Genomic DNA, 24747 nt, shown 5'->3' with positions numbered 1-24747 from the left:
CCCATCTACCGAAAAAATCTCTTATACAGATGTAAAGATTAGATATTTACATCAAGAAACATAATAATCTTTAAAACACAGCACCATGAAACTAGCCCTTGTAACCGCATTTCCGCCAAGTAAAGTAACTTTAAACGAGTATGGATATCACCTTGCAAAGCATTTTGCTAACAATCCGGAAGTAGACGAACTGATTCTGATAACAGATCATACTTCAGAAGCAAAACAACTAGATTTTGATGCGCCACATTGTAAGATCACAGTGAAAGAAAGCTGGAAGTTTAACAGCTACAAAAATGTTATCAATATCTATAAAAGTATTAATGAGACTAAACCAGATGCTGTTTTATTCAATCTACAATTCATGAAATTTGGAGATAAGAAGATCCCGGCAGCTTTAGGATTATTTCTACCATTTATTTGCAAGTTAAAAGGAATTCCTACTGTAGCTTTACTACACAACATTCTAGAGCAGGTAGATCTTAGTAATGCAGGTTTTACAGATAATCGTATCTTAAAAAGCATCTTTAATTTTATAGGCACTAGTCTTACCAGAGTAGTTCTAAAAGCAGACGTTGTTGCGGTAACCATTGCAAAATATGTTGAAGTTCTTAGTGAGAAGTATAATGCTAAGAATGTTTCACTTTTACCTCATGGATCTTTTGAAACTCCAGCAGAACCAAACTATGAGCTTCCAAAAGGCCCAAAAAAGATAATGACTTTCGGGAAATTTGGAACCTATAAGAAAGTAGAAATTTTAATAGAAGCTGTAGAAAAATTACGACTTACTTCTAATGAAGAGTTGGAGATCGTAATAGCGGGAACAGATAGCCCAAATACTCCAGGCTACTTAAAAAGTGTTGAAGAAAGATATAGTCATGTTCCAGGCATTACGTTTACAGGTTATGTTGCAGAAGAAGATGTACCTGTAATTTTTGGAGAAAGCACCGTAGTTGCCTTTCCTTACACTTCTACCACAGGAAGTTCTGGAGTGTTACATCAGGCAGGAAGTTACGGGAAAGCGGTAGTAATGCCCAATCTGGGAGATCTAGCGCTTTTAGTAGAAGATGAAGGATATACTGGAGAATTTTTTGAACCAGGAGATGTAGATTCCTTAGCTATATCTATCGCAAAGATCATTGAAAGCGATGCGCATAGAATTGAAATTAGTAAAACCAATTATAAAGCTGCCTGTAGCCTACCAATGGAAACTATAGCACAGATGTATGTAGATGAGTTTAACAATATAATAGTATCTAAAGCTAATTTGAAATATGCTTAAAAGCAGGTTTTTCCTTACCGGAAGCATCTAAAAACCCAAAATGTTTTTGCCTTGCTTTCCTCCAGGGTAAAACTCCTACTACATTAGATGGAACCTCATTAAAATCATACAATGTCCAAGACATGAATGCAAGCTTTTCTTTAGATAGGAAAGCTTGCATTGCTTTATAATATTCTGCCTGTTCATCCAAACTATATCCTAAAGGGTTCCATATACCAGAATAAGAAGATCTTCCAAATTCTCCTAAGATCATAGGCTTATTAACAACAATTTTAAGTTTTGAATATGCTTCTTTAAATTCTTCTGGAGATCTATAATAATGAAATGAGATTAAGTCTAGTTCTTCTTGAAGAATTTCAGCTTTAGTTGGATCAGACCATCCAACAGTTACCAAATGCGCAGGATCTTCTTTTTTAATGATCTTATTTAGATTAGATAACCAGTCTATAACATTTTGAGTGCCTCTGCTATCAAAATCCAGATCTGGTTCATTCTTAAGATCATAAGCCAAAAGGGCTTTTTTATCTTTGAGCGCAGTTACAATTTGACGCGCATGCTCATGCGTAAGAGTCCAATTTAGAACATCATAATCTCCATAAAAATCAAAAAGACAAACCACAACCTTGAGGTCTAATTTTTCTGCAAGATCCATTAAAATAAGTAGTTTTTTCAATTTCTCCTCTTTAACATCTGCTTTCCCAAAATCATCATAAGGCACAAAAATTCGCAATGTATTTAACCCTGCGTTTTTGATGATGGTAAAGTCTCTAGCTAGAATATTAGAATCAAAATCTTCTCCAAAAAGATCCCAGGCGGTTGTCTGAGGGTAATAATTAATACCTTTTATATCAAAGGGATTTCCATTGTAAAGCAATTGTTTGTTTTCAACTTTCCAGTTTATTTGCGCTTTTTTCACCACCTCCACTTTTTCTGGAGCAATTCTTACCTGATGTCTAATTCGCCAAAATCCATCTTCCAGCAGCATTATGACTTTATAGGTAGCAGTATCTGTAACCGTTGCTATAGATTGTTCATCTAAAAATGAGTGCCTATATTCCACCACATTCTTATCTGTGAACATAATAAATTGACCGTCTGCACTGTAGAATTCTAATTTTGGATGGTGTTCTACAGAAGTTGATTTAAAATGTAATTTTTCTTTTTTGTTAAATTTGAGATTCTTAAAAAGGTTTACCCGAGCACTATCTGTATAGTAATCTGCAATTCCATCATCTTTATTGGTACTAAGAGCAACTTGTTTTACATACCATGCATTAAGATAATCGCGCTCAATTTCTTGTAAACGCTCTTTTTCTATAGGTCTACCTTCCACGTTAGTAGTATCCCATATTATCTTAGGAAGATACATTCTTGTGCCTTTAATCTCGGCATGCAACATGGTAGATCTCTCTGCTCCCGTATTTAAAAAACCTAACACAGAGCTAATTCCAAAGATTATTAGCCCATTCAAAGCTAAGAAGCTAAGAATTATTAAAGCCCTATATAGATTTTTATTGATCTTTTCTCGCATTAAAATGTTACCTGAATAGATTTGGATAGTCCCAAGGTTATTACCTTAAAAGTATATTTTTCTGATCTAAGATCTTTATTGTTCAGTTCAAATTCAACAATTCCGTTTTCTGAAGTCTTCATCATCCTAGCCACCACATCACCTTTACTGTTTTCAATTTTTAAAACTACTTCAGCCCCATCCGGAATGATCTGATTCATAAAACTTTTTATAGGTCCAACTTTTAGTATTTTTTCATGCTCCAGAATTACTATTGGGAAATCTTCTAATGCTGCTTTAAAATTAAGTTGAAGAATATCACTTTGAGCCATTCCGGTTACATTTGCCTGAATTTCCCAGCTATCTTCCGCGCTAGGGTGCAACACTTTTACGGTAGCTATTCCATCTATACTCCCGGCGGAAGATTCCAATATAGCGCCGGCATTATTAGTAATTATAAAATTTACCATGGTTCCATCAGACACTATATTATCAAATTCATCTTTTAAAATAGTAGTTTTAATACTGGCTATCTGATTACCATCTGCAAAATTATGTTCTCTCTGTGCTAGAATTTTAAAATCTGTTGCGGTAGATGGATATACAAAACTTACCAGTTCTTTAGTTTGAGTATCATTACTTTCTACGCCCACAAGAATTTTTGCTGAAGTATGTTTACTGAAAATATTTATCCAACTAAACATATTCTCTGTGAGTTGTGTTGTATTTTGAAGATCTCCTAAAAAGAACTCGGCTATATCCACCGTGGTATTATCTGGCGTTGGATTATCAAATTTATCTGTGGGAATAGCAACCAGCATACTAAAATCTCTATCTCCAGCTTGTATACTTCTAGGTCCAAAATAGGTCTCTATCAATATTGGTTGCTCTTCTGGCTGAATGGTAAAAGAACCATTTTGAAGAATTTTTCCATCGCGTATTAATTGCCAGGAAACCAATCCAGCCTTGTTTGAAATAAAAGACGGAATTTGAAAGTAACTTTTTTGATCATCTTCTGTAGGGGTAATAATTGTACTCCCGTAAGAATATTGTAAATTCATAAATGTCTTTACGCTAGTTGAGTCAAATTCAACTCTTATCTTTTCACCTGTTTCATATAAAGCTTTAAATTTTAGTTGATTACCTGTTGAATCCACAACCCTACCTTCTTCAGAAAAATTACTGAAGAGTACTAGAAATGCTATAATAAGAATATTTCTCATCTTGGATTGCCAATATAATTATTCAAATCTACCTTTATATAATTAAACGTTTCTGCCTCCACACGCTGCAAGTTCAAATTGAGTTGCTCTGCGTTTCGGTCTGGGATCACTTTCCCGGCTATTGAAGTATTTGGAAGTCCGTTAACAAATACATTCTTCATAGAATCATCAATGATCTTCAAACCATTAAGCTTTGGGAAATCATTATAGAAACTTTGCTTTCTTTGCACCCGTATTCCATTTTGCAGATATAGATGTTCTACCCAAATAAGATCCTTTTGCTCATTATAATAAGAGAATAATACCTGCGGAATGGTAACTTCCTGTACCCCAAAATTAAATAAAGAACCCTGAAGTCTTTTCCCTTCCACTTCCATAGAATTCACGGAAACACTTTTATAAAGATCTGTAATAGCCACATTCCCTGCACACTGTAAATTGAATTTTACGGGCTTATCTTTTAACAAAATGGGAGTAAATTGTGCAGGATCAAAAGTTTCTGGAATAGCAGAATTCTTCTCCAGCCAAGCTATGCCTTCAAAATCTACTCTAAAACTAGTGATCTCTTTCGGCATTAATTTATGATTCATGGTTTGTCTGGCATTATATGATGCCAGTTCATTATTAGCTTCATCATATAAAGTACCTTTAATAACAACATCTGCCGGCATAAAATCTATATTCTGAATTTCTCCTATAATGGCATATCTACCATTATACTCAATCAATTTAGCAGAAAGCACTTCTAGTACAGGCTGCTTTAATATATCTTCATGGTAGGTTTGCTGGGTAGAGATCTTTCTTCTTCCATGATTATAGAACTTTGTGTTATTCTCAGAAAAGAACTGATCTGGTGGTAGATCATTATCTATTGTTGCCGGTTCTATAAACCACTTATTCTTAATTTTTTTAAGATAATGAACATCCTCCTTTTTAATCATTTCTAAAGCTGTGATCCAATTTGTAGCTGTTTTGGCGATCGCAACAGAATCGTTTACACTTTCAATTTCTACATGTATACTATCCAATTTAGCATAAGAGCTCAAAATACCATCGGTTACAGATACTTCCAGCATATATTGTGAAAGGTTTTTATCTGAATTTGGATCTAAATAGCTATGTGCTCTCTCAAATTCTTTAAAATCTAGGGCATCATAATAAGCTTCCACTACATTCTCTGGGCTAATTTGAGTGCTATTTTCAAAATAACCCCATGCAGAAAGTGCCAAAATAAGCAGTGTTAGCCCGTAAGCCCATAAATGATTGATCTTTACAATTAGTGGATTAAACCTTTTATATTCAATTCCATATCTTAGAAAATCTGGTTTTGCAGGTATCTTCGTTTTTAAAGTATTCCACCAAATAAGTTGGAAATTTATGATAAAAGCAATTATAACGGTTAGAATTGGAATGATGCCCCACATCAGTTTTAAAAAGAGCGGTACATCTTCTATGCTAATAACCTTGGATAGGGGTGGTACATTAAGCTTCTCCCATACCATGATCCCATTCTCCAGCTGTTGTAATCTTTGCCACCCACTAAAATACAGAATTGGATCATAGAACTTATCATTAGAGAAAATGTACTTTAAATTGTATTTCTCTGGTACCGCTAAGAATTGCTGTAATGAACCTATACCTTCTACTCCTCTAAACTTTGAATTCTCTAAGCGTTCTACAGCTCTTGTGGTAAGTTCTGGTAATCTACGTGCAGAATGATAATTTCCATCTACCGTTAGGGCTTTTGTTTGAGCAGAGAGCCATGCCATTTGATCTCCAAAACCAAGGGTTAAAAATCTCCAATGATCGTGCTGATCTTGATTTAGAAAGTTAATAATAGGAAGCGATTTTATTTGCTGCGGCTGCATTGGCCTAAAATAGCTCATGCTTAGGGTGAAAACACTTATAAATAAGAACACAGCTACAAGAAATCCACCTATTAATCTATGGTACACCGCTCCAAACCTATCCTGAATTCTTTGTTTTAGATCACCTTCAGAAAACCTATAAGCAAATTCTCCAAACATGGGTAGCGCCATTATAGAGCCCCAAAGGGTAAACCTATCTAGGGTTAAAATATTAAAGGCAGTATCGCCTAGTAGTAGCTTGGGAATTGGAGTGGTTCCACCGGTTCCCAATATAAATAACATCAGAAATGATAATCCAAAAAATATATATCTCTTAGAAAAATAGCGATAAATAATATATGGAAATAGAAAAAATAAGATTCCCCATGGAATAATAAAGAACACTAAACCAGAAGAAGTAACCTCTATAAAACTATCTCTACTCCCATGCGGAATTGGTACTTGTGTAATTGGATTATTCTTTGAATTTATCCAGTACGGCAGAATACAAAAAACTATAAGGAATAGAGAGCTAAAGCCAAAGATTACTATTCTTTTAAAAAGTTTGAAAAACGAATTTAGAAATACCCTAAAAGTTACATCCTTAAATGAGCCTGCAATTTCTCTTGAATGATCCATGATCACCATTCCTATTAAAGGAAAGATAAAAAATATCATTCCAAAAATTGGAGTTACATGATGCGATGTTACTGTTACCGCTATTAAAGAAACGGCTCTTAGAAAATACTTCCACTTCCCTGTTTTAATATACAGATAGATCTCGGGCAAAGAATGCATAAGCACAGAGAGGCCTATGATACTTGGGAGCTGTCCAAAAATATGCAAAGTTTCTACAAAAGAGGATGAAAACACTGCTAGTAAAGCAGCATAACCAGCTACTTTTCTATTAGCGGTAATAAGCAAAGAGTATCTATAAACCCCGGTAATAAATAAGATCACCGCTATTATAGCTGTGGTAAATAGCCCAAATTTAAGTCCGCCAATATAGGAGAACAGCGCAATGGCCTGATGTACCAGCGGTGGATATCCCATTACTGTAAACCCCGTATACCATTTATAGTTCCAAGGTTCAAACCAATTGTTAGAATAATGCTCTGCAAAAAATAGGTGTATAAGTGCATCATACGTATTTTCTAAGGTGAAGAAAATACTGGAAGAATGAAACACTATTCCTATGATTAAGGCAGCAATTAAGTATTTATTGGTGGCTTCTTTTAGACCTTGCATGTATTGTAATTAGTTGACATAAAGATAAGTGAAGCTTAAAAGGCATCAAATTCAGTCATCGTATCGAACGTTCCATTCATCGAATCAAACCTACGCATTTATCTAATATAGAATTTATGATCGGTATATCCATATACTTTTACATCAGAATTTAATCTTAATCGCCATGAAAATATTAGCCGTAGATGACCAGCAATTAGTTTTAATGCCCCTAGAAAAGAGATTGAAAGATCTTGGATATGAGGTAAAAACCTCAACTCATTCTGAAAGTGCTTTAGAACTTTATAAAAGTTTTCAGCCGGATCTTTTAATCTTAGATATTAATATGCCTGGAACTTCTGGAATTGAAATTATAAGATATATTAGAAATTGGCTTAAAGACGAAACTCCTATTATGGTTCTTTCTGGTAATACCGATGAAAAGATCCTTTTAGAAGCTTTTGAGCTTGGCATTCATGATTTTATGAAAAAACCTCTTAGCTTGGATGAGATCTCTGCTAGAGTTAAAAGATTGGTAGGTCCTGCTTTAGAAAACGAAAAAATTATTACTACCAACTCTATTCTTCAAAATAGATGTGTAGGTGTGGTTATACCTTGTTATAATGAAGAAAAGAGATTAAAATCTAAAGAATTTATAGATTTCATAGAAGGAAATTCTGGATATCACTTTTGTTTTGTGAATGATGGAAGTTCAGACAAAACCATAGAAGTATTAGAGCAATTACGTGCCGGAAGAGAACACTACATAAGTATCTATGATTGTGAGAAAAATGGAGGAAAAGCAGAGGCTGTAAGACAAGGGCTTTTGCATATGGCACAATATGATGATCTAGATTATCTAGGCTTTTTAGATGCAGATCTTTCTACAGACCTTACAGATTTTGATGATCTGGTAAAGACAATTTCTACCACAGATTTTCAAATTGTAAATGGTTCTAGAATAAGTAGAATGGGAGCAAATATCACTAAAGAAAGTGCAAGAAAGCTAATTAGTATGACCATTAATCTTATTATTTGCAACATTCTAGGAATGTCTTTTAGAGATACTCAATGTGGAGCAAAGATCATGAGAAAAGAATTGATCCCGATTGCTTTTAATAAACCTTTCCTTACAAAGTGGCTATTTGATGTTGAAATATTTATGAGAATGAAGCATCATTTTGGTAAAGAAAAAGCCAGAGATATTATATGTGAGCAACCATTAAAAAGATGGATACACGCAGATGGATCTAAACTTTCTATGAAGGATTCTGCTAAAATTGGATTTCAATTGATACATATCTACTGGAACTATACAGGAAAAAACACATTCCAAAAAGCATCCTAAATTTACTATATAAAAGAAAACTATTAATACCCGATTAAATTCTGAAAAGACTTCTCTAAACATGGTTAGAGGAGTCTTTTATATTTATTCAAACTGTTTCTTCAAATACCTTTCTGCAATTAATTCTTCTGGCAAAATACTATTATCTGCCAGTAACATTTGCTTCTTACCTGTTACCGGGTTTTCAAATAGAGAATACCCAGGTCTACAGGTTTTAAACCTGTACAGCGCGATCTTTAGACCTTCAATAAAACCGTGATCTTTAGTAACAGTATAAATTTTACGAGAACAGGTAGTCTTATACAAACATTTAGGCCTCTTAGATTCGGGTACCAGTTTCCAGAAAATTTCTATACTAATAAGAAGAAGATATCTCATTTTCAGAAGATTAAAAATTATAAATTAAATGCCGTTTCCACTCGCTACCAGCTATAAGAGAATATGTGGTATTAGCAGAAATCCGACACTCAATTATAAAATTTGATGGGGTACTATATCTTTCCGAAAATACTATCATAACTTTTAATTTCCTTACGGCAATCCATACAAGAAGTATGGTTTAAGTTAAAATTCAGAAAGTAGGGTAACTGAAGCCTTATTATTAATTCTGATGAGGATCTTTCAAAATTCACGCCGAAAAATGGTTGATTTAAAAATTCTTCGATCATTTCTCGCTTTTTTAACATTATAGACATTTATAGGCAACATCTCTTTTATATGATTTTTTCAATCTCCTTAACTACAATTTTCAGATTATTAAGCTGTTAAGAAATATTCAGATGCGTTATCACCATCTGTTGCACTATAATTTAAGAAAGCTTTGACTATTGTTTAACAATCCTTTATAATCGACACTAGAAGGTTAATTCTAATTTTAAGAAAGCAAAAACCACAGAAATGAAGGAAGAAAAAAATAATGCAAAGAAGGAGGAGATGCAGCAAAATGTTTCAGATCCAAAGGGCACAACTATGACTACCAATCAAGGACTTAAGGTTAATGATACCAATAATTCCTTGAAAGCCGGTGAGCGTGGTGCAACACTATTAGAAGACTTTATTTTAAGAGAAAAGATCACTCATTTTGATCATGAAAGAATTCCAGAACGCATTGTGCATGCAAGAGGAAGCGGAGCTCATGGTTATTTTGAACTATATAAAAGTCAGGAGAAATATACCAAAGCCGGAATTTTTACAGATACTAATAGGAGAACCCCTGTGTTTACCAGATTTTCTACCGTGGCAGGATCTAAGGGATCTGCAGATATGGCCAGAGATGTTAGAGGTTTTGCTGTAAAATTTTATACTGAAGAAGGAATTTTTGATCTGGTAGGAAACAATATGCCTATCTTTTTTATTCAGGATGCTATGAAGTTTCCAGATCTAATTCATGCTGTTAAACCAGAGCCACATAGAGAAATTCCTCAGGCAGCTTCTGCTCACGATACTTTTTATGATTTTGTTTCTCGTACGCCAGAGACGCTTCATAACCATATTTGGGCAATGAGCGACCGTGCCATTCCTAGAAGTTTACGAATGATGGAAGGTTTCGGAATCCATACTTTTAGATTGATAAATAAAGAAGGGAAATCTCACTTCGTAAAATTTCATTGGAAACCATTATTAGGGGTCAAATCTGTAACCTGGGATGAGGCGGTTAAGCTTCATGGAGCAGATAGCGATTTTCATCGTCGCGATCTATGGGATGCTATAGATTCTGGTCAGTTTCCAGAATGGGAACTCGGTCTTCAAATAGTTCCTGAAGAAGATGAGCATAAGTTTGATTTTGATCTTTTAGATCCTACAAAGCTTATTCCTGAAGAGATGGTACCAGTACAGCGAATTGGTAAAATGACTCTTAACAGAAATCCAGATAATTTCTTTGCCGAAACAGAACAGATCGCTTTTCACCCAGGACATATAGTTCCAGGAATAGATTTTAGTAATGATCCATTACTACAAGGAAGATTATTCTCTTACACAGATACTCAGCTTTCTAGATTAGGAAGTCCGAACTTTCATGAAATCCCTATTAACAGACCTATTAATCCGGTACATAATAACCAGAGAGACGGGCACATGAGAATGACGGTTAATAAAGGGAATACCGCTTACTTCCCAAATTCTATGAGCGGTGGTTGTCCTCATTTAGCAAAAATGGCTGAAGGTGGATTCACAAGTTATGAAGAGCGAATAGATGCTAATAAAGTAAGAGCAAGAAGCGAGAGCTTTAGCGATCATTATTCACAACCGGGAATTTTCTATAGAAGTTTAAAAGATTGGGAACAAAATCACATTGTAGACGCTTACTCTTTTGAACTTGGAAAATGTACCCAAGACTATATTAAGGAGCGTATGTTATACCTCATTGATAAGATAGATAAAGATCTTGCTAAACAGGTTGCAGATAATTTAGGATTAAAGGTTCCTTCTAGTGTTGAAAAACCAATAAACCAAGCTATTGGAGCAGATGATGATGGCACTAAAAATGAGCCTCAAAAAAGAAAGGATTATCTAGATAAATCTGAAGCTCTAAGCCAAACGCATATTAAAACAGATACTATTGCTACTAGAAAGATCGCTTTTTTAGTAAGTGATGGATTTAATGCAGATCATGTTACCAGTATGAAACAGGCCTTAGAAAAAGAAAATGCTGTTGTAAATATAGTGGCTACTCATGGTGGAACGGTAAAAGGATCAGATAGCAAAACACACAAGGTAGATGCTGCACTTATGACTACAGAAAGTGTTGCTTTTGATGCTATATATATTCCCGGTGGTTCAAAAAGCATTAAGGCTTTAAAAGAAAATGCCAAGGCAAAGAAATTCATCAATGAGACTTTAAAACATTGTAAAGCTATAGCGATGGATGGAGAAGGAGAAGACCTATTTGATGATACTTTTGGTAAAGACTTTAAAGAAGATGCTGCTGTATTTATCAATAAAAAACCTTCAGCTTTCATTAAAGCTATTGCAGATCATAGAAACTGGGATAGAGAAGATAAAGCTAAAATGATCCCAGCTTAATACTTACATTTAATACTAAATCAATAGAGATCCCGATAATAATGTCGGGATCTTTTATTAACACATACTGAAATGCTATCTATTAAAATAAAGATGAGACAAAAGAATCCATATAGAAGAATTTTAATTAGTAGAATCTCTAAGCTTTTTTTTAATTGATTCCGGTATTCTCCATGAGAAATTATTTAACAATTGTCTGTAAACTTCTTGCCATAATGAGTCTTCTTTATCTAGTAGCGCAACACGATTTTTTTTGAGAAGAATCATTACCTCATAAACACTGTGATAGCCCGGTAAAACTTGCTCACATTCTTCCAAGTTTCTAAGTGCTCCTTCTACATTTTTATCTAATAAAGAATATAAAGCTTTTCGTTCTAATGTTGCAGCCTTCATTTCTTTAGAGCCAGTACCAATAGTATTGTTCTGGAATTGAAGTTTGATACTATTATCATCTAAATCTTCAACTTTATCATCATCTAAAGACATGCTCATTCCTGCAGATACAATGGGCGCATTATTGTTAGCACTCACTGTTGCTATCTTTTGATTACGCGCACCTATATCTACTTTAATGGCCATTACCTGCGGATATAATTTTGTATCGGCATCATAAATTTTAGATTTTATGGTTGCCAAAGCCTGCATTGCATTTTGGATGGTGGTTTGGTTTATTTCTGATGGCAATGGCAATAATGTAGTAACATCTTTAGATTTTATTCCAATTACCTCAATCATTAAAGTTCCGCTCAATTTCCCGGCTTTAGCAGCGAGTCCAATCGAATACAGGTCACTTATGTTAATTCCTGCCTCTGCGGTGGTAATTAATGAAATAAGTCGTAATCCAACCCCTACCCGCTTATAACCAATAAAATTGTTTCTTTCATCTCGCTGGCCTAGCGTTGCATATTTCATATAATCCATAGTCACCTTATAGCTGGTGTTCTTTTTGGATATAGCAAAAGGGATATAGGCTATCTTACCTTCGGATGTCAATAGCCCTATTGAGACCAAAACCGTCTCATTGTTTAAAAAACCCAGAGTTTCTTCAGCATTTAATAGTTTAAGATCTTTACTGGCAATTAATCCATCCTGAACAATTAAGATATCATCATTAAATTCTGTAGGATCTACAGGTTCAAAACCTCTAAAATTCTTGAAGCTCTTGGCTTCCTCTAATACAGCATCATTAGTTTCTATAGCTTTACAGCCAAACAGAAGTATTAAAATCAGGAAAAATTGACTAGAAATTTTCATTCTCTATAATTAAAATGACTTATTAAAGACCTTTAGCTAAGAATAAAAAATATAAGTTCCTGAATTTGAGCACTTAAAGCTACTCTATTTTATTTTAATAATGCTTCCTAATTACTGTTTTTTAAAAAACCAAATACGCAATCACGTCTCATTATTAGACACTTACATCAGCCAAATCTCTCTATAAAATATCAACTTCTTTTGTGCTTCTGTATATTAGCCATTTAAATAATATTTTAACATGGATAAAAACTTTTGGGTAAAACTAAAATCGCAGTTACTAGAATTTTTATTAGAAATTGGGCCAGAACTTATTTACGCTCTAGTGATCCTTATTTTCGGAATATTCCTGATAAAGATCTTGATGAGAATATTAAAAGGAACTCTTAGAAAATCTAGGGTAGAACTTTCGCTTAAAACTTTTTTGGAAAGTCTTAGTGTATTTCTACTTTATGGCTTTCTTTTCTTTGTAGTTGGTTCTATCTTAGGAATAAAAACAACTTCCTTTATTGCAGTTTTTGGAGCCGCCGGGATTGCAATTGGATTAGCCTTACAAGGAAGTTTATCGAACTTTGCAGGAGGGGTGCTTATTTTGGTCTTTAAACCATTTAAGATCGGGGACCTAATTAATGTAAACGACAATCTGGGGTTTGTAGAACAAATTGATATACTATACACTCGAATAAAGACTTTTGATGGCAGAATAATTACAATGCCTAATGGGAATGTGTCTAACAGCGACGTAGATAACCGCACTATGGAGAAATATAGAAGAATAGACCTAGATCTAAAATTCTCTTTTGATACAGATATGGATGAGATACGAAGAGTTGTTACTAATGGCATGAACACTCATCCAAAATTAGCAACTCATTTACCGGTAGATGTCTGGCTAAATGAGATTGGTGAATATCAAATGAAAATAAAAGCTAGATGCTGGGTAGAATCTATAGAATTTTGGCCGGCATACTGGGAGCAACTAGAAGCAGTTAAAAAGGAATTAGATAGAGAAGGAATTATAATACCAATTCCCAAACATAAAATCTATAAAGAGGATCCTGCATAATATATATTTGAGAGAAATAATTATACATTAAAAGCCTGTAAAAACAGGCTTTTAATGTATTCTAAAACTATAATACTAATTTTTGATCTCTACTCGAATCCCTTTAGTATGAGCAGAAAATTCTGGAGCATACATACTCTCTAAAAGCGTGATGCCATTAGAAAATTTTCCGGCATTATTAGCTCTAACTGTATATTCTAATACGTAAACACCTTTCTTTAAGGAGTCAAAGAAAAAGTGAGTGGCAGCATCTCGTGTGCTTTGAAAATATCCTGTACCATCCTGATATTTATATTCGCTTAACACATCAGTAGGTTCAAATCCGCTTGCACGCATATCTTTTAGATGCACAAAATCCATAGCTGCTTCACTTCTTACAACTAGTCTTACTGTTACCAGATCTCCAGTTTTAATAGGAGTATTAGATGTTATTTTCCTTAACTTATTATCTGGTAGATTCAGATAAAGTTCCTTCTCTAAGCTTAACGGACTTTCAGAATCATCCTTTATTTTATCCAGATCTTCAAAATATTGCCAATAGGCACCGCCATAACCGGCAGTAGTAGTATTATTTTCAATTTGAATATCTCCAAGATCTTTAGATACCTCCTTCGCGCTCCAATTTATTTTTAGATATCCGGTACCTGCTTCCTTATTAGTTTCTTCTAATTTTTCGGGATTAATCATTTTATTCCCAACTTTAATAACAGTATTATCTGAAATACTTAGCCAATCTTTCCCTTTCATTAAAAGAGCATAACAAGCTGCCGTAGTAGATTTTGATGTATTCCAATGGGTGGTTCGCTTATTTTGCAAAAGCCAAATCTTCATTTCTTCTACAGCCTCTTCATCATTTAGCACATCACTAAAAGCTTCTATAAGCATAGCTTGTGTTTCTACTGATGTTCTGCTGTAAGACCAAGAAGATTGATTTTCTTTCCAATACATTCCATAATCCTGAGAACGAACTGCAGATTCCTTTAAAGACTTAAGGATCTTTTTTGCTGCTTCTTCTTCTCCAAATGCATTTAAAACTAATGATAAAGTTCCTTTATCATGCAATGATTTTTGTAACCATTCCTCCTTTTGAAATTTGATAATTTTGTTTACTAACTCTTGATGTTTTTTAGGTAATGGATGCTTTTTAAGATGATAAATTCTTGCGTACAAGTAGGACAAAGCATAATTACTTTTATAGAAATCATCTTTTTTTCTATAATAAGTATCTAACTTTTCTATTCTTAAAAACTCCTTATCTAAGTATACAATCGCATTGTTTATAAAACTTTTATAATCTAAAGCAACTCCAAGCTTTTCAAGTTTACCAAACCCTGTTAAAATAATTCGAGTTATATAAAAATTATCTCTTCCGCCATAAAACCAAGGAAATGCTCCAGAAGGATTTTGCAATTGTACAAGTTTGGCAAGAGCAGATTCTAATTCTAGATTTATCTTTTGGGTATCAAATAATTCTGCAACTCTCTTCTTTCTGGCAGTTTCAGATTCTGCATCTATAACCCAAGGGGTTTCTTGCAAGAGTATAGATCTTAGGTCTTCATTCTTTTCCAGATTGCTTACTAAAGAACTATCTTTTTTCCATTCATTAAATACAGCCGCAATTTTAGGTTGAGAATTGAGGATATGATTTCCAACAGAATTTGCAAAGATCTTGGCAAAGATCTGTTCAGAACTTTCATGTTCATTATTCATTAAATAAGGTAAACTTTGTATAGCATACCACGCAGGATTGGAAGAGTATTCGATAGTGAATTTATGATTTCTTAATGTTGATGAGTGCTGCTCTTTTAGATTTTTAAAAACGTACTCTTCCGTTTTTCCTGCCCGAACAAAAAATGGAATACTTTCTTTTACCAGCATTCTATTTTTTAGAACTGGCAGCAGATTTTCTTCTCCATCCGTAAAATTTCCGGCTTTTGCCAAAATTCTATAGGTTACAGCACCAACTGTATCTGGCACCACCAATTTCCATGAAATCACTTCGCTTTTTGAAGAATTCATTTTAAAAGCTCTGAGACTCTCAGAATTATTCATCGCATTATCTATAGGCTGCATAGTAACCGCATCAAATAATTTTAAAATAGCATTTCCTGTTAAGGTTCCTTTAGAAAGGTTACTGATTTTCGCCTTAAAAATGATGGTATCTCCTTCTCTTAAAAAGCGAGGCGCATTAGGTACAACGCTCAATTCTTTCTGAGTAATTATTGTTTTTTGTAAGCTTCCAACATTCCAGTTTTTTGTATGCGCTAATAATCTCAATTTCCAGCGAGTAAGAGCTTCAGGACTTGTAAAACTAAATTCGAGCATACCCTTTTCACTCAATTTTAACTGAGGCAGGAAAAAGGCTGTTTCATCCAGATCTTTTCTTGCTTCTACTTTTTGAAGGTCTGCTACTCCAGCTTTGGTAGTAATTATAACTACCCCACTAGATGCACTTGTACCATATTGGCTAATTGCCTCCATTCCAGTTAAAACCTCCACATTAATTATATCTTTAGAATCAAGATCGTACGTGGTAACTAGCTTACCATCTACTACAAATAGCGGAGTTTTAGCATTATTTAAAGTAGAACTCCCCCGTATAGATATAACTTCATTTAATACCTCTACTCCCGCAACTTTGCCTTGTAGCATCATCTCTGCATTCAATTCTGAACCTCCTGCTGATGTCTCTGCTTGTGGAGCTGGAACTACCTCGTTCAATTGAGTATTATCATTCTGTAGAACCAAAACAAATTCAGATTCGTTCATGACAATATATTCCTCCGATTTCATTCCTATAAATGAAAATACAAGAACGTCTCCAACCTTCGCGTCTAATGCGAACTCTCCTTGAAGATTACTCTGAGTTCCAGTGGTACTATTTTTAATTAAAACATTAACTCCGGGTAATACCAGTCCTTTTTCATCAATTATTTTCCCTCTCACGTTACCCTTTAGAACTAAGGGACTTTCAGCTTTTTTAGCTTGTAAATAGTTCTTGTAAAACCAATTATTTTTATTTCCAAAGCTAAATCCGAATGTTCTTAGCTGATTAAAATAAAGCTCCGTTGGTCTATACCCCCAAGAAGGATTATGGTTTGCGTAAAGGTTCATGGTATTAACCATATACGAAGACCTGAAATATGGATAATTGCCATAATCAGACTCTAGATCTGTGGTGGTATTCCACCTACTAGATTTAAAAAGATCTAAAGAAGCATCATACATAGATGCCAGCACCTCTGCATCTGGAATCTTATTATCACTATCTTTTATAGTAAAGCTCCATTTTTCTTCTATCCCGGGTTGAATTTTATTTCTAAAGGTATTAGCCTCTATTAAAAGAGCCTTTTCGTCAGCTTTTAAATTTATTATTTCTTGAAATTCAATTACTCTATTGTCACGAATTCCACTTACCACCAATTTAAACGCTGCTTCTTCTAAGTTCTTAACAGGTATCTTTATGGTTTTTGTGCCATCAACCATAATTAAATCTTTTCTTATAACAGCATTTTTATTGCTGTAAGCATCTACCTTTAAATGAAGATCTTTATAAGGTGTCTTAATTTTGATTTCCGCATAACCATCAGTTTTTATATTTTCTCTATTGACAACAGTCACCTCGAGAATCTGGCCATTATTCAAATAGTTGCTCTCTGGATTGTTAATATTAAAAATGGCTTTAGAAACCCCTTCGCTATTTAAGCTCTTGGCATCTACTTCAATAAGATAACTACCTTCTTTCCAACCTTTAGCTATTTGAAGCTTATCTTCAAATTCTCCATCAGACTCAAAACTAGATTGATAAACCATGCTAGTTTTTGGCCATTGCTCTGGAGGCAACTTGTTTAAGTAAGGTTCATTTGGAAAATGTGTGCTAAACTCCTCTTCTGTAATTAAATTAAATTCCGGAGCTTCCCACCACCTCGCTTTATAATTTTTTTCTGGCGTTTCTAATTGGTAGATCCTTAGTTCTCCAGATACCGGCACCTTTGAATCATTAAGATTTTTAGATGAAAAAGACATTTGAAGGGTATCTCCTAAATCAAGGGATTTCTGAACATCTAAACTCAAAATTAGACTCTTATTACCAATTTTAACCGTTTTTGTAGCGGTTCTGGTTTCTCCAGTTATATCTGTAACATTTGCCTTGACTGAATATCTATATATCTGAAAGGGGTTGGTAACTCCTTCCTTTTTTGCTTCAGCAATAAAATTAATTTCAAAATCTCCGGTATCCCGTGTTAGAACAGAATCTGTTTTAATAATTACAGGATTGGAGTAGGAATATCTCCACCAAGACGCAATCATTTCCTCTCTTGTAACTTCATATTTAACCATAGCATTGGTTATAGCAGCACCCATGTAAGACTTTGCACTACCAGACATTTTAACACTATCTTGAAGTTTAAAACTTTTATTAATAGTATCAAAAGCTACTTCAAACGTTGGCCTTTTATATTCTTCTACACTAAAGAATTTAGATGAATATTGAAAATTGCCTTTTTTATAAATCTCATTCCAAAATTCAGTATTAGACGCTGTATCTTCTTCTGCATAGATCTTAAATTCTCCAGTAATACCAGATTTTGGCAGATCAAAACTTCCTGTAAAAGATCCAAACTCATTGGTTTTAAATCTTAGTTCTAGGATCTCATTTCTATTTGGATCATCTACATAAATTTCTATAAATTCATTAGTAACCACAGAGGTTATATTGTCCTTGTTTTGTAGCAGCACCCCTTTAAAATATACTTTCTGCCCCGGCCTATAAATTGCTCTATCTAGAAAGAAGATGGTCTTAGCGTTTATTGGTTCTGTAGATTCTTTGTCATTGTTAATCGTAGCTCTATTCAAATAACTTATCAGAGTATCTTTTCCTTTGATGTAGTAGTTTCTGCTCCTATCATAATAAGAGCTAACATTGGCAACTGTTACTTCGCCATTAGAATCTGTGAATTTTTTAATTTCATTATCCCCATTATCAGAATTAATATTTAACTGAACATTTTTTAGTGCTTTACCTGTTTTTCTATTAGAAACATTAAAAACAGTATTTAAATTAAATACAGTACTAGAAACTGCAAGATCTGTAACTTGGTACATACCATAGTTAAGAGCGCCATCTGGTGAATAAAAAAACACCATATAATTGCCCAAAGGTTTTGCTTTAAGAATCACCTCTGTAGTATGAGTGCGGTAATCATCCGGCTCTGGAAGTATAACCTGTAAACTATCGCTGAATTTTGAAGCAGCCTTTTTCACAAAATTATCTCTATCCTTATAGTTTATATCTTCAAAAAAATTAGACACTACTGGAAATGTCTTATAATATAAAGTGTCTATATTCTTGTAGGTAATTAAAGCTCGACCAGATTGTTCTGAGGGTAAAAATTGTTGAATTTCAGTTTTAAAATAAGGTTTAGTAATATGAGCCCTTAACTTAGTTGCGTTCTGAATGGTGGGAGTTGTAGCATATTCTGAGGCTATTATATCCAATAACGCAATGGCTTTTTTCAAAAAATCAGCGTTTTTGAGTTTCTCATCAGTTCCTCTTTCTTCAGCTTGTTCATAATAATAATTAGCCATTTCATAAAGGATCATAGCTTGAGCTCTTTTATTGGTATGATCTTTTGATAGTGCTTCTAATGCATCAAAAAATAGTTTATTAGCGACATCTGTGGCTAACAGTTCTTTTGAGAATTTTAAACGCTCTAACTTCCAAAAGATAAGTGACTTTACCTCATTTCTCTCAGCGTGATTTTTTTCTAGTTGCTGATATATCTTTATTCTTTCCAAAGCAGAAGAACTTACATCATTAATTACTAGTTCATAAAATTTTGGAGTAACAGAAAATAATTGATCTTCAGAAAAGCTGAATTTTTCGTCCCCGAATTCAGTTATAAAAAAAGTTGAATCTTCAAAGAAATCTAAAACATTGGTAGAAAGAACATCGTATAGGCTTGGCTTATACCTTGCGTTGAAGGAATCTCTGGATAGAATCTCAGAAATATCAGCATTGGAAGTGTTAAATAGAAGCTCTTGATTTTCCAGAGATTTATTGAATGTGATTTTAATACTATCCAAAAGAATCGGCAGAGACCAAGTAGCAAGGTTTCTTTGGGTTGTATCTAATACCTGGCTCCTATCTTTAAACTTCCAACGGTTAAGCTTATAAAATTTTGAGAGATATATTGCTTTATAATTTCTTAGAATATTTTTATAAGGAGAAGGGATCTTATTTATAGCAACATTTAAATCGTCTAAAATGTACTGCTCAGAATTTTCATGATTGATCTGGTAAAGCCTGTAATGATATACCTTCGCTTTGATATAATCTATTAGGTCTCCTTTTTGAAATGTATTTTCAATTAAAGTTTTGGTACGCTCATTTGCTGTAGAGACTTTTCCTTCTATTTCAAGATCATCAATTTCCTGCCATTCTTTTTGGTAATTACTAACTTGAGAAAATGCAGTGTAGGTAAATAGAAATATTATTCCTAGAAGAAAATTTTTCATGGGTATAAATTAAAAGTAAAATTCGAACGTATAGAGTTGGTAATATAATGAAAAGCTAAACTTTATAGATTGAACTTTACATCGATTTAATGGAATCATATATAAAGTCTTTCAAATGCTAACAAACAGATAAATTTTTTCACAATTCATATAAAAGATAGAACTTACGGCTCATTAATTTTAATTAAATAAATATGGCCTCCGGATTTTTTGCATTGTTAGATGATATTGCTGCTTTAATGGATGATGTTTCTGTTATGACAAAGGTGGCAGGTAAAAAAACCGCAGGGATATTAGGGGATGATCTAGCTGTGAATGCAGAGAAAGCATCTGGCTTTATGTCTTCCAGAGAAATTCCTGTGCTTTGGGCAATTACCAAAGGATCTTTATTAAATAAAATAATAATTCTACCCATTGCATTTCTACTAAGTGCCTTTGTGCCTGTAGCCATAACAATTATTTTAATTATAGGTGGATTGTATCTTGCTTATGAGGGGGCAGAGAAGATCTATGAATATATATTTCCACATGCTCATGCAAAAGAAAAACCGGTTTTAGAAGAACTTTCTGAGGAAGAGGTTTTAGCTAGAGAGAAAGACAAAATTAAATCTGCCGTTCTAACAGATTTTATCCTTTCTGTAGAAATTATAATTATTGCTCTAGGTACGGTTAGTACAGAACCTATAGTTTCACAAATAATAGTAGTAACCATTATTGCCTTAATTGCTACGGTGGGAGTTTATGGAATAGTAGCTCTTATAGTACGCATGGATGAATTTGGAGCCAAACTTATCAATATGAATGATAGAGATGATAGCTTTTCAGACAAACTTGGTAGGTTTCTAGTAGCTGCTTTACCAAAGGTGATCAAAAGTTTATCTGTAATTGGTACCATAGCTTTATTACTCGTTTCAGGCGGAATATTCTCGCATAACGTTGATTTCCTACATGGCCTATTTGAGAACATTCCGGCAATAGTTGTAGAATTCTTTCTTGGACTTATAGCTGGAATTCTGATGCTAGGTTTGGTGAACATTGGTAAAAAATCTTGGAAAGCTTTGAAAACTAATTAAGTAGAGAAAGATCTGTTAATCCCAATGCAAGATTTAATCAGAAAGATATATAAGTATAGGGTTCTATAATTGCTGAAATTTGAACTTCTGCTCCCTTTGCCAATATTCTAAGAAGTCGTACTTTCGAACTTTATCTTTATAAAATATGTCTGATTTCTGGTTATATTTTAAGTTAGGCCTTGAACATGTGTTAGATTGGCAAGCTTATGATCATATTCTTTTCTTAATTTCACTTGTTATATCCTATTCATTTTCTAGTTGGAAAAAAGTGCTCTACTTAGCCTCTACTTTTACGTTAGGACACACTATTTCTTTAATGCTTTCTGCCTACGGAATTGTAAATGTAGACACCAAATATGTTGAAGCGCTCATTGCAATTTCTATATTAATTACGGCACTATTTAATCTTTTTACTGCTAAAAAGAAAGAGAATAAAAATGCTCTTTTACTTTATATCACCACCGTTTTTTTTGGAATAATTCATGGATTAGGGTTTTCTACCTATTTTAAGATGATAGCTTCAGGAATGGAGAACAAGTTTTTATTGCTTCTAGAATTTACTTTAGGAATAGAAGCTGCTCAAATTATAGTAGTACTTTCTGTATTGGTCTTCACGTTTATCTTTTTGAAAGTTTTAAAAGTGAATCGCAGAGATTGGATCTTAGTTATTTCTGCTATTGTAATTGGTATACTGCTACCCATCTTACAAGAAACCTTAATGCAGCTGTGGTAAGTTAAATACAAGATATTGCTTTCAACTATGAGAAATGAGAAACAACAAAGATATGATAAAGCGTATCTTAGAATAGCAAGAGAATGGGGTGCATTATCTCATTGCAAAAGGAAGCAGGTTGGCGCACTTATTGTAAAAGATAGGATGATCATTTCTGATGGCTATAATGGTACTCCAACAGGTTTTGAAAATTATTGCGAAGATGATGAGGGGTATACCAAATGGTACGTACTTCATGCCGAAGCAAATGCTATTTTAAAGGTTGCTTCTTCTACACAGTCCTGTGAGGGCGCTACTTTGTATATTACCCTATCACCATGCAAAGAATGTAGTAAACTTATTCACCAGGCAGGAATAAAGAGGTTGGTCTATAAAGAAGGCTATAAAGACAATTCCGGGATAGAATTCTTAGAAAAAGCAGGCATAGAAATTATTCAAATAACAGAACTTGAAGATTGAAGAATAAAAATAAAATATACCTGCCTTTTTTATTAGGTTTAGCGTGTGCCGCAGGATTGATCTTGGGGTCACAGCTCAATTTTACTCAAGAGCAGGTGTTATTTAGTTCTAATAGCAAAAAAGAAAAGCTGAACAGGCTTATAGATTATATTGAATATGAATATGTAGATGAGGTTAATACGGATAGCATTGTAGACGTTACTGTAAATAAAATTCTCGAAAATCTAGATCCACATTCTGTTTACATTCCCAAAAAGGAATATGCCAGCGTTACGGAGAATATGAATGGCGATTTTGTAGGAATTGGAGTGAGCTTTTATCAAGTGGAAGATACCATTGTAGTTATTCAGCCTATGAAAGGAGGACCTAGCGAAAAAATAGGGATTAAAGGCGGAGATAGGATTTTATATGCAAATGATCAAAAATTATTTAATAGAGATCTAGGTACAGATTCCATAATAGCACAACTAAAGGGGGAAGAGAACTCTAAGGTTAAATTGAAGGTTTACAGAAAAGGCGTTGATAAATTGCTGAATTTTGAATTGGAACGATCTAGAGTTCCCATTAAAAGTATTGATGCTGCCTATATGCTAACCGATAAATTGGGATATATAAAGGTTAATCGATTTTCAGAAACTACCTATCAGGAATTTAAAGAGAGCCTTTCACACTTAAGAACTTTAGGCGCAAAAGAAATAGCCATAGATCTTAGAGATAATCCTGGAGGTTATCTATCTGAGGCGGTAAATATTGTAGATGAATTTTTAAAAGACGGAAACCTAATCTTATTTACCAAGAACAAATCTGGCGCTATAGAAAAAACCTTTGCTAAAAATAAGGGGAATTATGAAGATAAACCTCTATACGTTCTTATCAATGAAAATTCTGCTTCTGCCAGTGAGATCGTCGCCGGTGCATTTCAAGATAATGATCGAGGAACTATTATAGGTAGACGCTCTTATGGAAAAGGTCTTGTTCAACGAGAAATGGCTTTGGGCGATGGAAGCGCTGTTAGACTTACGATAGCTCGTTACTACACCCCTACCGGTAGATCTATTCAGAAACCTTATAATTTAGGCAATGAAGCTTACTTTAATGATTACATCCGTAGATACAAAAACGGTGAACTTGCGCATGCAGATAGCATACATGTAACAGATTCTTTAAAATATACCACACCTGCAGGTAAGATAGTTTATGGTGGCGGAGGTATTATCCCGGATATTTTTATTCCTAAGGATACAAATTCTGAGAAAGAAGCCCTGTCCTTTCTTCTAAGATCTTCGGGACTCTTCAGCAAGTTCATTTTTCAGGAATTAGAAAGAGATAGAACCTTTTATAACAAGTTAACCTGGGAAGAATTTAAGGACCGAGAAATGATTACAGATAAAACAATATCTAATTTTTTCAAGTTTACGAAAGATGAAAATATACCTTTAGATATCAAGAATAATCTTTCTATTTTAAAGACCTATTTAGAAGCCGTAATGGCAGAGCAGTTATTTAGCACTAATGAATTTCAACGGATAATTAATATAGATGACCGAATTATTCAAAAAGTGATAGAATTATCGCAGTCAAATTAATATATTCGTGATAATGGACGCTTATAATGACTATACGGCTATTTTTCTATTGCTTTCACCGCTATTTTTTTACATAATAGCCGTGAGCTTCAGACTATTAGATAATAGTGCATTGTTATTTTTACAGAAAGAAATCCTCGTAGATTCCTCTAATGTCTCTTTAAAAGCTATTGAAGAGCAAATTCATTCTTCTGGAGATCATCAATTCAAAAGGCAATTAAAAAGAGCCCTTATTTATAGAAAGATCCACCGCGTGTTTATAATTTTAATGATCGCTTCACTTCCGGTAACTGTCATCACTTATTTCATGTTATTTTAGTAGATATAGAGATCTCTAAAATAAAATCCCTTTTCATCAAATAGATTCCAAAATTTTAAAAATCAATTGCTTAGAGTTCTAATCCATAAAGATTTATTCTGCAATTTTAACTCCTTCACTTATAGCAAAATCACCAAATCTTAGTTCATTAATTTCAAAAATATATGTATTTTCTTGAAACGAATAGGCATTTTAAGCGCAGCGAATAAGAACTGAAAAACGTAAAAATAACAATCTATAAGGGCGCATACTTTAAATTGCACCAACCTAAGGAGAT

At 33.8% G+C, this 24747-nt stretch carries 15 protein-coding genes; 9 read left to right on the top strand and 6 right to left on the bottom strand.

The genetic code is table 11. The features are described 5' to 3' along the window. Positions 1-85: 85 nt before the first annotated feature. Positions 86-1282, top strand: coding sequence for a glycosyltransferase (locus P163_RS03155; RefSeq protein ID WP_034887512.1), 1197 nt, complete (start codon positions 86-88; stop codon positions 1280-1282). On the opposite strand, the gene P163_RS03150 is transcribed toward P163_RS03155, so the two are convergent. From P163_RS03150 to P163_RS03140, 3 genes are read right to left on the bottom strand one after another with little or no spacing between them, the layout of a single operon-like run. Beyond that, complete coding sequence (locus P163_RS03150; protein WP_316930052.1) at positions 1263-2753, bottom strand: cellulase family glycosylhydrolase; 1491 nt, start codon at positions 2751-2753, stop codon at positions 1263-1265. The genes P163_RS03155 and P163_RS03150 overlap by 20 nt on opposite strands. Positions 2754-2812: 59 nt before the next feature. Continuing rightward, positions 2813-4015, bottom strand: coding sequence for a hypothetical protein (locus P163_RS03145; RefSeq protein WP_051931061.1), 1203 nt, complete (start codon positions 4013-4015; stop codon positions 2813-2815). Further along, entirely contained in the window at positions 4012-7110 is a 3099-nt protein-coding gene (locus P163_RS03140; protein ID WP_034887508.1) for a membrane protein, read from the bottom strand. The genes P163_RS03145 and P163_RS03140 overlap by 4 nt, the downstream gene beginning before the upstream one ends. A 166-nt stretch (positions 7111-7276) precedes the next feature. Here P163_RS03140 and P163_RS03135 point away from each other — a divergent pair, with 166 nt between their 5' ends. Next, complete coding sequence (locus tag P163_RS03135) at positions 7277-8437, top strand: response regulator (protein WP_034887506.1); 1161 nt, start codon at positions 7277-7279, stop codon at positions 8435-8437. 84 nt (positions 8438-8521) lie between these two features. Here P163_RS03135 and yidD read toward each other — a convergent pair whose 3' ends face one another. Further along, positions 8522-8815 carry a membrane protein insertion efficiency factor YidD gene (gene yidD, locus P163_RS03130; RefSeq protein WP_034887505.1) on the bottom strand — a complete coding sequence of 98 codons (294 nt, stop codon included), beginning with the start codon at positions 8813-8815 and terminating at the stop codon, positions 8522-8524. Between the two features lie 519 nt (positions 8816-9334). Here yidD and P163_RS03125 point away from each other — a divergent pair. Beyond that, positions 9335-11461 (top strand): catalase, encoded by a 2127-nt coding sequence (locus tag P163_RS03125; RefSeq protein WP_034887503.1) that lies wholly within the window; start codon positions 9335-9337, stop codon positions 11459-11461. Positions 11462-11584: 123 nt separating this feature from the next. Here the strand turns inward: P163_RS03125 and P163_RS17720 are convergent, their stop codons facing one another. Beyond that, positions 11585-12715 (bottom strand): hypothetical protein, encoded by a 1131-nt coding sequence (locus tag P163_RS17720; RefSeq protein ID WP_051931059.1) that lies wholly within the window; start codon positions 12713-12715, stop codon positions 11585-11587. A gap of 241 nt (positions 12716-12956) precedes the next feature. Here P163_RS17720 and P163_RS03115 point away from each other — a divergent pair, with 241 nt between their 5' ends. Next, positions 12957-13781, top strand: a complete 825-nt coding sequence (locus P163_RS03115; RefSeq protein ID WP_034887502.1) for a mechanosensitive ion channel family protein — start codon at positions 12957-12959, stop codon at positions 13779-13781. Between the two features lie 75 nt (positions 13782-13856). Here the strand turns inward: P163_RS03115 and P163_RS17715 are convergent, their stop codons facing one another. Continuing rightward, positions 13857-20300: an MG2 domain-containing protein gene (locus tag P163_RS17715; protein ID WP_051931057.1), complete on the bottom strand. Its 6444-nt coding sequence runs from the start codon at positions 20298-20300 to the stop codon at positions 13857-13859. 194 nt (positions 20301-20494) lie between these two features. Between P163_RS17715 and P163_RS03105 the strand changes: the two genes are divergently transcribed. From P163_RS03105 to P163_RS03085, 5 genes are all read left to right on the top strand, one after another. Continuing rightward, positions 20495-21373 carry a DUF808 domain-containing protein gene (locus P163_RS03105; RefSeq protein ID WP_034887500.1) on the top strand — a complete coding sequence of 293 codons (879 nt, stop codon included), beginning with the start codon at positions 20495-20497 and terminating at the stop codon, positions 21371-21373. 145 nt (positions 21374-21518) lie between these two features. Then, positions 21519-22106 carry a HupE/UreJ family protein gene (locus P163_RS03100; protein ID WP_034887498.1) on the top strand — a complete coding sequence of 196 codons (588 nt, stop codon included), beginning with the start codon at positions 21519-21521 and terminating at the stop codon, positions 22104-22106. Between the two features lie 27 nt (positions 22107-22133). Continuing rightward, positions 22134-22565 (top strand): deoxycytidylate deaminase, encoded by a 432-nt coding sequence (locus P163_RS03095; protein ID WP_034887496.1) that lies wholly within the window; start codon positions 22134-22136, stop codon positions 22563-22565. After that, positions 22562-24151 carry a S41 family peptidase gene (locus tag P163_RS03090; protein ID WP_034887494.1) on the top strand — a complete coding sequence of 530 codons (1590 nt, stop codon included), beginning with the start codon at positions 22562-22564 and terminating at the stop codon, positions 24149-24151. Before P163_RS03095 ends, P163_RS03090 begins: the two co-directional genes overlap by 4 nt. 13 nt (positions 24152-24164) lie before the next feature. Beyond that, the gene (locus tag P163_RS03085; RefSeq protein WP_034887492.1) at positions 24165-24470 is read left to right on the top strand and encodes a hypothetical protein; all 306 of its coding nucleotides are present in this window, start codon (positions 24165-24167) and stop codon (positions 24468-24470) included. Positions 24471-24747 lie beyond the last annotated feature (277 nt).

The sequence above is a fragment of the Gillisia sp. Hel_I_29 genome, assembly GCF_000744275.1.
Classification (GTDB): Bacteria; Bacteroidota; Bacteroidia; order Flavobacteriales; family Flavobacteriaceae; genus Gillisia.
The sequence above is the reverse complement of the archived record's forward strand: the minus strand, read 5'-3'. Positions and strand labels throughout refer to the sequence as shown.

Coding starts and splice junctions, on each gene's coding strand:
- P163_RS03155 (WP_034887512.1), top strand. CDS start 86: ATGAAACTAGCCCTTGTAACCGCATTTCCGCCAAGTAAAGTAACTTTA.
- P163_RS03145 (WP_051931061.1), bottom strand. CDS start 4,015: ATGAGAAATATTCTTATTATAGCATTTCTAGTACTCTTCAGTAATTTT.
- P163_RS03140 (WP_034887508.1), bottom strand. CDS start 7,110: ATGCAAGGTCTAAAAGAAGCCACCAATAAATACTTAATTGCTGCCTTA.
- P163_RS03135 (WP_034887506.1), top strand. CDS start 7,277: ATGAAAATATTAGCCGTAGATGACCAGCAATTAGTTTTAATGCCCCTA.
- yidD (WP_034887505.1), bottom strand. CDS start 8,815: ATGAGATATCTTCTTCTTATTAGTATAGAAATTTTCTGGAAACTGGTA.
- P163_RS03125 (WP_034887503.1), top strand. CDS start 9,335: ATGAAGGAAGAAAAAAATAATGCAAAGAAGGAGGAGATGCAGCAAAAT.
- P163_RS17720 (WP_051931059.1), bottom strand. CDS start 12,715: ATGAAAATTTCTAGTCAATTTTTCCTGATTTTAATACTTCTGTTTGGC.
- P163_RS03115 (WP_034887502.1), top strand. CDS start 12,957: ATGGATAAAAACTTTTGGGTAAAACTAAAATCGCAGTTACTAGAATTT.
- P163_RS17715 (WP_051931057.1), bottom strand. CDS start 20,300: ATGAAAAATTTTCTTCTAGGAATAATATTTCTATTTACCTACACTGCA.
- P163_RS03105 (WP_034887500.1), top strand. CDS start 20,495: ATGGCCTCCGGATTTTTTGCATTGTTAGATGATATTGCTGCTTTAATG.
- P163_RS03100 (WP_034887498.1), top strand. CDS start 21,519: ATGTCTGATTTCTGGTTATATTTTAAGTTAGGCCTTGAACATGTGTTA.
- P163_RS03095 (WP_034887496.1), top strand. CDS start 22,134: ATGAGAAATGAGAAACAACAAAGATATGATAAAGCGTATCTTAGAATA.
- P163_RS03085 (WP_034887492.1), top strand. CDS start 24,165: ATGGACGCTTATAATGACTATACGGCTATTTTTCTATTGCTTTCACCG.